Annotated in this window: 8 protein-coding genes and 1 pseudogene; 8 read left to right on the top strand and 1 reads right to left on the bottom strand. The window is 57.3% G+C overall.

The genetic code is table 11. From position 1 onward, the window contains the following. The first annotated feature begins 315 nt into the window (after positions 1 to 315). The 5 genes from T18_RS24805 (at position 316) to T18_RS24780 (ending at position 4,682) form a co-directional block, all read left to right on the top strand. Positions 316 to 612 (top strand): type II toxin-antitoxin system HigB family toxin, encoded by a 297-nt coding sequence (locus tag T18_RS24805; protein WP_038497210.1) that lies wholly within the window; start codon positions 316 to 318, stop codon positions 610 to 612. Then, complete coding sequence (locus tag T18_RS24800; RefSeq protein ID WP_038497213.1) at positions 612 to 1,007, top strand: helix-turn-helix domain-containing protein; 396 nt, start codon at positions 612 to 614, stop codon at positions 1,005 to 1,007. The genes T18_RS24805 and T18_RS24800 overlap by 1 nt, the downstream gene beginning before the upstream one ends. Positions 1,008 to 1,123: 116 nt before the next feature. Next, positions 1,124 to 1,312 carry a hypothetical protein gene (locus T18_RS24795; protein ID WP_038497216.1) on the top strand — a complete coding sequence of 63 codons (189 nt, stop codon included), beginning with the start codon at positions 1,124 to 1,126 and terminating at the stop codon, positions 1,310 to 1,312. Positions 1,313 to 2,326: 1,014 nt separating this feature from the next. Further along, complete coding sequence (locus tag T18_RS24785; RefSeq protein WP_038497222.1) at positions 2,327 to 4,180, top strand: ABC transporter ATP-binding protein; 1,854 nt, start codon at positions 2,327 to 2,329, stop codon at positions 4,178 to 4,180. A gap of 25 nt (positions 4,181 to 4,205) precedes the next feature. Beyond that, positions 4,206 to 4,682 carry an NUDIX hydrolase gene (locus T18_RS24780; RefSeq protein ID WP_038497226.1) on the top strand — a complete coding sequence of 159 codons (477 nt, stop codon included), beginning with the start codon at positions 4,206 to 4,208 and terminating at the stop codon, positions 4,680 to 4,682. A 411-nt stretch (positions 4,683 to 5,093) separates the two neighbouring features. Here the strand turns inward: T18_RS24780 and T18_RS24775 are convergent, their stop codons facing one another. After that, positions 5,094 to 6,098 (bottom strand): GlxA family transcriptional regulator, encoded by a 1,005-nt coding sequence (locus T18_RS24775; RefSeq protein ID WP_233285005.1) that lies wholly within the window; start codon positions 6,096 to 6,098, stop codon positions 5,094 to 5,096. A gap of 86 nt (positions 6,099 to 6,184) precedes the next feature. On the opposite strand from T18_RS24775, the gene T18_RS24770 reads away from it, so the two are divergent. From T18_RS24770 to T18_RS24755, 3 genes and pseudogenes are all read left to right on the top strand, one after another. Then, positions 6,185 to 6,868, top strand: a complete 684-nt coding sequence (locus T18_RS24770; protein WP_038497231.1) for a DJ-1/PfpI family protein — start codon at positions 6,185 to 6,187, stop codon at positions 6,866 to 6,868. 79 nt (positions 6,869 to 6,947) lie between these two features. Then, a pseudogene (locus T18_RS24765) lies at positions 6,948 to 7,259 on the top strand (DDE-type integrase/transposase/recombinase); the annotation flags it as partial. A 660-nt stretch (positions 7,260 to 7,919) separates the two neighbouring features. Beyond that, positions 7,920 to 9,503 carry an ABC transporter substrate-binding protein gene (locus tag T18_RS24755; RefSeq protein WP_025591696.1) on the top strand — a complete coding sequence of 528 codons (1,584 nt, stop codon included), beginning with the start codon at positions 7,920 to 7,922 and terminating at the stop codon, positions 9,501 to 9,503. The last annotated feature ends 167 nt before the right edge of the window (positions 9,504 to 9,670 follow it).

Genomic DNA, 9,670 nt, shown 5'->3' with positions numbered 1-9,670 from the left:
CGCCTACGAAGGAGAAATTCGATGCCACTCGAATGAACAATTGACAAAAATCCTGATGTGAACGGATACGAACTTGCGACCCTGCTGATCAATTTTCCTCGGTTGGGAGATTGTCTTACCAAAGCAATTTCTTGGCACGATTTGAATGAGATCGACCAGCCTCTTCATCTCATCGCGCCAGCTAGCATCACTGATTGAAGCGCCGTGCTGAGATTAAGCACGATAAAATCCGCATAATTGCGGAGATTAAACTTGCTATTCTCCGCATCCTAAATCCCTCTTGTTCCCAATTTGGGAATGTGGTAGACAAAGATTATGCAGATCATCGCCAAGTCTACATTGAGACAATTCTGGGAGCTTCACACTCACGCCGAGACGCCCCTAAAAACGTGGCACGCGATGGTCAGCAAAGCCGAATGGACGACGCCGGCCGATGTGAAGGCAACATTTGGCGCGACGGTAGATTTCGTTTCCGACAATCGCATCATTTTCGACATATCGGGCAACAAATACCGGCTCATTGTCCACGTCGCCTACCCCTACAAACGAGTACTGATCAAGTTCATCGGCACTCACAAGGAATATGACCAGATTAACCCGGAGACAGTGTAATGGACAACATCCGCGCCATCAGAAACGATGATGACCTCGCATGGGCCATTGCAGAGGTCAGTCAGTATTTCGATAACCCGCCCGATCCTTTCAGTACCGATGGCATGCGCTTCGATGTCCTTTCCGATCTCATCGAAGCGTACGAAGACAAGCACTACCCCATCGATGCACCCGAGCCGATTGAACTTATCAAGGCCCACATGGAGCTGACAGGACGCAGCCAGAGTGACCTCGCGACGCTGTTCGCTTCTCGTTCTCGTGCATCTGAAGTGCTGAACAAAAAGCGTGCTCTGACTGTCGAAATGATTCACCGGCTGCACAAGGAATGGGGAATTCCTGCCGATTGCCTTGTTGAGCCTTATCATCTTGACGGTCCGGAACTGAAGTCCGCCTGACGACTGCCAGCGTCATTCCAGAATTCCAGCTAACGCCCGGAGACCAGTCATGATCAACGCCGACGTATCAAGGAATTCTAAGAGATGCGTACAACAAAGGCGCGCTCGATCTGGGCGTGGGCAGGAAATTTCTCGAGGGTTTCCTCAGGATATTCGCTGGCGAGCACGAAGCCATCCAGGCTGTCGCTTTTGCGTCATACCTCGATGAGGATGAGCAGGCGGCGTTGTTGCCGTTGGCGCAGATAACGCCAGAAAGCGCCAGCCATTATCACGCATGGCACCGCCGCATCGAAAAGTCCAACTAGGGCCAGTGCGGCTCGTAAGACGAAAGCAAATCCATGTTTGAGGTCAGGGAGCGAATTCGAGATTGGACAAGATACTATATTTACCTGCGAGTGTATTTGATAGGCTATGACGGCAAATTGATGCCACGCTCACTTCGCAAGCTTCTCGCTCGTTCTGAAATCCACAACGCATTGCTCCTTAGCATTACTATCAGTAGAGCGGCGGTCGCACACCTGTCACCGGAGGAAAATTCCATCGATATGGATGTTGCGAGAAATCTTCTTCCGGCTTGGGTACATTCGCACCCCGCTGCGAGGATGAGCCCGAAGAAAGTCCGCGACGTCGTCTAAAGTCGAAAACGACAAGGGATCCACGTTTGATCCGAAATGATGACAGGTGTAATCGCCGTCGGCGCCGGGTTCGACACGTCCGATGACGGCAAAATCGGTTTTCAGCCTAGAAATTTGCAGCGTGTTCTGCGTCCCGCCGGTCCGCACAGCCACCCGAACGTATTCCCTTAGCCCATCTCAGCAGCCGTGCTCGGCCGCGAGCGGCTGCTACGCCGACAACGGTCGATAGATTGTTCAAGATCGCAGCGCGAAGCGCGGCGATAACGATACTGCGGTGGCGCCAGGAATCGGTCGACCTGGTTCAATGCTTACACGGGTTTGTTGACTCAGGTGCCAGAGGTCCAGGAAAATCTTGCCGGTACCACGATATTGAGCGACAGTTTCCGCATGCCAATCAGCGAAAGGAGATGAAGAAGGCCGCGATGTTGACGAAATCCTGGACTCGGCGGAGATGCCTTCGGAATCAGGAAGCGAGGTAGGTCTCTACGGCAGTCGCGGTCAACGTGATGCTTCTCGTCTCGTCAAGGATAGCAAACTTGGCGCGATACGCGGCTCCCGCATTCTACCCCCTGATCCAAACGCGTCCGCGTACGAGCGGTGCTGCGCAGCTTTAATCCCGGCTATGGCCGTAAGCACTGATCTCGAGAAGACTTCTGACCTATTCCATTGAGAGTTCGAGCACCCATGTCGATTTCAGATACGATTTACCGCCCGTTCGAACGATTGATCCAGCCGCTTGATATCCCTTACCGGCCGCTACCATCGAAGGGGCCGGTCGCTGTCCTCCTACATTTCATCTCGATGTTCCGTGGTGTGCTGATCGCACTGGCGATCTCATCCATGCTTTTCGAGGCGATCAACCTGCTCATCGTATGGGGTCTTTCGGTGATCGTGGACGGCGTAACGCAACAGGGTGCTGCCGCCTTCTTGCAGAACGAGTGGCCGATGCTCACCGTCCTCGGCCTGCTGATCTTCCCTGTTATGCCAGTCGTGTCCTTCGTTCTGAACACGCTGACCTCGCATACGCTTGGCATCGGCATGCCCGCCGCCATCCAATGGCAAGGTCACAAGGCGGTGGAGCGGCAGGATCTTGCTTTTTTCCACGATCTCTTCGCCGGTCAGGTTTCCTCACGGTTGCAGCAGGTTGCGGCCGCAGTCCAGCAGCAAATCATTGCGGCCTTCCAGTCCATCCCGCGCTTCGCGGTGCAACTGGTAGGTTCTGTGATCCTGCTCAGCGCGCTTTCCTGGCAGCTCGCCTTGCCTGTCATCATCTGGATCGCGTTGAATGTCGCATTCACCATCAGGATCGTGCCGACCTTCGTCGAGCGCTCACGCCGCACCGCAAAGCAGCGCAGCTTGGTTGCGGGCGCCATCACAGATCTCTACACCAACATGCAGATGATCAAGCAGTTCGCCGCCGAAGACAGCGAGGCCGGCGCAATCCGCAATGTCATCGGCAAGTCGGTCAAGACGCAGCAGACCGAGCAGCGCCTCTATCGCAGCTCCGAGCTAACCGTCGTGGTCCTGAATACGCTGCTTTGGCTGAGCATGATGACGATCGGGTTTTCCGGCCTCGTCAAGGGCTTCCTGACGGTCGGCGAATTCGTTGGCGCCGTCTATGTCTTGAACCGGCTGTCGACGCAGATCTTTACGTTCCTGCAGATGGGGCAGCAGATCTTCCAGGCAATCGGCACGATCAAGGACGCCATGCCCGTGATGACCACCCCGCCCACCATCATGGACCAGCCGGATGCAAGGGAGCTTGTGGCGACAGGTGGTGAGATTCGTTTCGAGAAAGTGCGCTTTGCATACAAGACCGGGAAGCCGGTCATAGACGATCTCTCGCTGACCATCCGACCGGGCGAGAAGGTGGGTCTCGTCGGGCTCTCCGGAGCGGGTAAGACCACCCTCACCAACTTGCTGCTGCGCTTCTACGACATCAAGGACGGCGCGATCCTGATCGATGGCCATGATATTCGCTCCGTCACCCAGTCGAGCCTACGCTGTGCCATCGGCGTCATTGCCCAGGATGTCGCGCTGCTGCACCGGTCGGTCGGTGACAACATCCGCTACGGCCGACCTGGAGCGACAAGGGAAGAGATCGAGACTGTCGCAAAAATCGCCGCCGCCGACACCTTCATCGCCGACCTTGTCGACAGCGAAGGCCGCACCGGCTATGACGCCTTCGTCGGCGACCGCGGCATCAAACTCTCAGGCGGCCAACGCCAACGCGTCGCCATCGCTCGCGTCATGCTGAAGGATGCGCCGATTCTGGTGCTCGACGAGGCGACCTCGGCGCTCGACAGCGAGTCCGAAGCTGCGATCCAGGAGCGGCTCGATCTCGTCATGGAGGGAAAGACGGTGATCGCAATCGCCCATCGCCTGTCAACGATATCGAGCATGGACCGGATCGTCGTCCTCGACCACGGCCGGATCATCGAGGAAGGCCGCCCGGAGGAGCTGATCGAAGGCGACGGATTGTTCGCACGCCTTTGGCAGCGCCAGACGGGCGGCTTTATTCCAGAAGACATAATTTGACGGATACCGATCAGAAAGGACGCCTATGACTGAAATTCCGATCCGATGCTTCGCAGTATCAGTCGTGCTTCTACGGATGGTGCCCGCCGGATGCGAGGTTTTGCTTCTGCGTCGAAATCATACGCTGGTTGGCGAATGGTGCCAGATCGTCGGCGCGATCGAGGAGGGCGAAAAAGCCTGGGAAGCAGCGCTGCGCGAAGTCAACGAAGAGACAAATCTCACATGCGAGCGTCTGTATTCCGCCGACATTTGTGAGCAGTTCTACGAGGCCGATCGTGATGCCATCAGCATCTTGCCGGTTTTTGTCGGCTTCGTGGACGCTGATGCCGCCGTCGTCATCAATCACGAGCACAGCGAGTTTCGGTGGGTGTCTTTCGAGACCGCCTTGGGGATGGTGCCATTTGCAGGACAACGTCATGTGCTGAGGCATGTGGAGGTTGAATTTGTAAGGCGTGAGCCGGTTCGGCATCTGCTAATCCAAGCAGCTTCTCCAACGGCCTGAACGGCAAGGAGACGTTGCAATGCCTCGATACGTGGCTTTATCCGCAAAGCCTCATGCCCGTCGATGGAGGTATGGCCCAGGTCTGACGCCTGATCAGACCGCGTTGGCCGATTTCGCGAGGCAGGCCAATGTCTTCGTGATCAGCCAGTTGCGCGGCGGACGGCTTGGTCGACTTGCGATCGATAGACCCTGATGATCATGACGGCGCCCAAAAACAGTTGGACGATCTGATATCGACGGGGCAACTCCCGACTTGAGCTTTGAACGCTCGGCTGAACGCATCCTCGGATCCGCAGCTGGCGCCATGTAGTTTCATCATTCCAAAAACGCCGCCGGTTGTTCGGCGGTGTTTTCGAAACCAGTTTTTGCCTTAAAGCCGATGTCGGCGCCGATCTCCGCTCCATAGAAGCGTCAATCACCTCCAAGGTCTAGGCCAATAGCGCGCGCGTCACCGGCGAAAACGCTCCTGCCAGTCCTTGGCCCAACACCCAATCTGCGCAAGAACACGCGCCGCATCGTCTCTGGGGAGCCAAAACCGCATTTGCGAGCGGCCGAAGCGACTGAGGTACCGGTTTCTAGGAGCCCCTGAGCCCTTTCGAGCCGTATGATCTCCACCGCCTCGCCTGGAGTGCGACCCGTCCTTTGCCGATAGTGACGAGCAAAGGAGCGCCGGCTCATTCCCGCCCTGTCCGCTAATGTTTCGAGCGTAAGCGAGCGCGTCAGATTGGCCGAGACCCAGGCGTGAAGGTCCGAGAACCTGTCATCGGCAGCCTGAAGTTTGAGTGGGGCACTGTATTGTGACTGACCTCCCGGCCGCTTGAGAAACACGACAAGTTCGCGTGCCACAGCAAGCGCGAGCGCGCGGCCATGATCTTCCTCAACCATCGCCAGGGCGAGATCGATGCCAGCCGTAACACCTGCGGAGGTCCATATCGATCCGTCACGCAGAAAGATCGGGTCGCGTTCGAGGCCGACCTGCGGATACCGCCCCGCGAATTCGTCGCAGCGATGCCAGTGCGTGACTGCACGGCGGCCATCCAGCAATCCAGCCTCGGCCAGCAGAAACGCGCCACTGCAGACCGAGGCCATCCTCCGAACGCGGGACGCGCTGTTGCGAACCCATTCAACCAATGCCGGCCTGGTGCAGGCGATATTTACCCCGCGGCCGCCGGCGACAATGGCCGTGTCCGGAATGATCCCGGATGCCATCGAGCCATCGGCCAAGGGCCGGCACCGCAGCGTAATCCCTGAATTGCAGGTCACCTCCGCCTCTTCCGCCAGAAGCGATATCTCGTAGAGCGGCCCTTTGGCGGATCCTCGGAAAATCTCATTGGCGGAAGCGAAGACCTGTGCAGGCCCGGTCGCATCAAGCACCTGTGCATCGGGAAAAACGAGAATTTCGATCTGGCGCGTCATGACGTTTGGCATAAAACGAGGGAAGATTGGCATCCGTGCCAAAACATTTCCTGTCATGGTCTCCTGGTCAAGACAGGAGAAGAACAATGTCCTTCCGTTTCGGTATTCTTTGCTTTCCGGGCGTCCAGCAGCTCGACCTTACCGGCCCATATGAAGTTTTTGCTTCGGCGCGAGATGCACAGGTCGATCTCGTCTGGAAGACCATTGATCCGGTGCGCGCTTCGACCGGGCTGTGGCTAACACCCGATGTGTCTTTCGCCGACGCACCGAATTTCGACCTGATCTGCGTGCCGGGCGGCGGCGGGATCAATCCTCTGCTGACCGACGAAGGAGCGCTTGAATTCGTGAGGTCGCAAGCCAAAACGGCTCGCTTCGTCACCTCGGTCTGCACCGGTTCACTTGTTCTCGGCAAGGCCGGCCTGCTTACCGGAAGGCGGGCCGCGACGCACTGGAATGCGATGGACCTGCTGGAGCGGTTTGAAGCAATCCCGGTCGCCGAGCGGGTCGTTCGTGACTGCAACCTGATCACCGCAGGCGGCGTCACGTCGGGGATCGATTTCGGCCTTTCGGTCATCGCGGAACTGATGGGACAGGATGAAGCCGAAACGATCCAGCTTTCGCTGGAATACGCACCGGCACCGCCCTTCGACGCGGGCCTGCCGGAACGTGTCCGGCCTGAGATCCTCGCAGCGGCGCGCCGCAGGATGGAACGGTCGCGGCAGGAACGCGAGGCATTGCTTCGACCAGTGCGAAAGGCGTGCGAACTTTAACCGCCTTTCAACAGAGCGTGTCAGGATGGCATTGCCAAGTTGTTTGAGCGGCCGGTTGCAGTTATCATTCGTCGTGAAGATGGCTTGCTCACTACCCCGGCTGAAGGGGTTTCGCTTTCCGCGTGAGATCGTCGCCGATGCGGTCTGGGCCTACCACCGCTTTGCCCTGAGCACGGCCGACGTGGAGGATCTGCTCGCCGAGCGCGGGGTGATCGTCAGCCGGGAAACTGTTCGGCTCTGGGTCAACCGCTTTGGTCGTCATTATGCCAATTGCATTCGTAGGGATCGACCAAAGGCTGGTGACAAGTGGCACATGGATGAGGCCGTCATTACGATTGGCGGCAGGAAGTTCTGGCTCTGGCGCGCCATCGATGCCAATGGCGATGTTCTCTAAGTGGCCTCGTCCGACCTTCACGTGTTTGATCCCGGTACGGGACTGAGGTTGATTTAATCCACTCAGGTCGGACCTTCAATGACGTCGCGCAGACCTACTGGACGCCTGCAATCTAACTGGCTTCCGGCGGGCGGCCGGTGACCTGAGCCGCAAAACTTCCTTCAAATCTTCGTAGGGTCGGTTGTTCTGAAGAGACAGGCAGCACCAAGCACCGGTCGCTTAAAAGACGGCTAGCGACTATTTGATCAGCTGATCATTTACCGGAGGCGCCCACAGATCCTGAATGACCGCATCGATCGGGCGGGTCTGTGGGATCGAGGACGGAGGTGCCGCTCTCCAACCGAAATATAGTTGAACTCTCGTAGCAATTTCAATCCTGAGGCACTTGCAGTCACCGCCGCCATTATTCTCGGTCACATCCTGACAACGATCAGCAGTCCGCCGCTTCAACGGCAGAAATAACCCCGTGATTTTAGCGATCTCGTTGGCCGCTTAATTCTTTCTCATTCGACCAATAAATGGTCAAATCCCACAAGTTTCGCCGACCCAAAAGCGCGATATCCGTCTGAAAATTGAATTGGCACGCCGTTTGCTTGTGACTGATTTGACCGTTTTGACTGATTTGACGGTTTATTCAAAATAGAAAAGGGGAACTCGATGGGTTCAGAATTCAGTCGTCGTCGCTTCCTGCAAGGATCCGCGGGCGCAGCCGCCGTCGCTGGCTATATGCAGATCAATCCTGACTTCTTCATCTCGCCGGCCTTCGCGCAGGCCGGCAAGACCATGACCTTCCTGTCGGCTGAAAACATCACCGGCAACTGGGACCCGACCGCTCATACGACACTTTCTCAGAAGAATATCGAAGGTTTCGTCATGGGCTTTCTTACCCGCACGCCGATGAAACTCGATGATCCCGGCGCGGTCGTCTACGAACTGGCCACCGACATCAAGCTGCTTGACCCCCACCGGCTACAGATCAAGCTGCGAGAAGGCATCGTCTTCCATGACGGCAAGCCGTTCAAGGCGGAAGACGTCAAGGCAACCTTCGAATACGGCTCCAGGGCAGATCGTCCGGCGCAGTGGTATCCCGGCCCGACCGAGACGCTGACGATCGAAACACCTGACGATTACACCGTCATTGTCGACACATCTAAGGGCGGCTATCCGGCCCATCTCTTCATCTTTCTTGCATCCTTCCTGCCGATCATGTCGGCCAAGGACGTCGCCGGCGGCCCCGGCGGCCCGCTCTCCCAGCGGCTCAACGGCACCGGTCCTTTTAAATTCGTCGAACAGCGCGGCAACGACACCGTGATGCAGGCCTATGACGGCTACTTCAAGGGCAAGCCGGCCATCCCCGGCATCAACTTCACTTTCACAGGCGACTCCACCACCCGTATGTTGTCGCTGATGAACGGCCAGGCTTCGATCGTTGAACGTCTGGAGCCTGAACAGGTTGACACGATCAAGGACAATCCGGCGATTTTCATCAACAAGGTCGTTTCGGTCGAGAACAAGTATCTGTGGTTCCGCTGCTCGAAACCGCCTTTCGACGATCCGCGTATCCGTCTTGCCGCCTGCCATTCGATCGATCGCGACATGATCATGGAACTGATGGGCTCGGCCGGCCATGCCTCGTCGAACTTCGTCTCGCCGGTCAAATTCGGCTATGTCGATCTGGCGAACTACCCGAAATTCGACCCCGAGAAGGCTCAAGCCTTGCTCGCCGAAGCCGGTTTCCCAAACGGCAAGGGCCTGCCGCCACTTGAATACATCACGTCCGTCGGCTTCTATCCGAAGACCAAGGAATATGGCGAGATGCTGACCGCCATGCTGCAGGAGCAGGGATTTAACGTCAGCCTGACCGTGCTTGAACCTGCGGCCTGGAACGAGCAACTGTATCATCGCCCCGGCGGCGGCCCGGGCCATATGGTCGATTGCGGCTGGTCGACAGCGTCTCCGGAACCGGATCTGGTGCTGCGCACCCACTTCCATTCCACCTCGCACCGCATCTGCGGCATCGAGGACAAGGAGATCGATGCCAGCCTCGACAAGGAACGTTCGGCACCGACGCTGGAAGAGCGCAAGAAGATCCTTCAGGAAGAGACCATGCCTCTCATCACCGCCAAGATGCCGGCACTCTCGCTGTTCACATCCGTGATGATCCACGCAATGCAGAAGGACTTTGAGGGCATGTACATCTATCCCGACGGGTCGATCGACGCCGCCAAACCTGCTGCCTGACCGTGATCAGCCACACGCCGCGATCAGGCGGCGTGTGGACTTGCCCGTGACTTTTCGAGCGGAGTGACTGAATGTTTGCCGTGAACTTCCTGATGCGACGCCTCATGCAGGGCGCCATCATCATATTCCTTGTGTCCTTGCTGATCTTTACCCTCTTGCGGGTGGTG

The sequence above is a fragment of the Rhizobium sp. TBD182 genome (assembly GCF_001950375.1).
Lineage (GTDB): Bacteria > Pseudomonadota > Alphaproteobacteria > Rhizobiales > Rhizobiaceae > Agrobacterium > Agrobacterium tumefaciens.
Note: the sequence above shows the minus strand (reverse complement) of the source record. Positions and strands in the feature narration are given on the sequence as shown.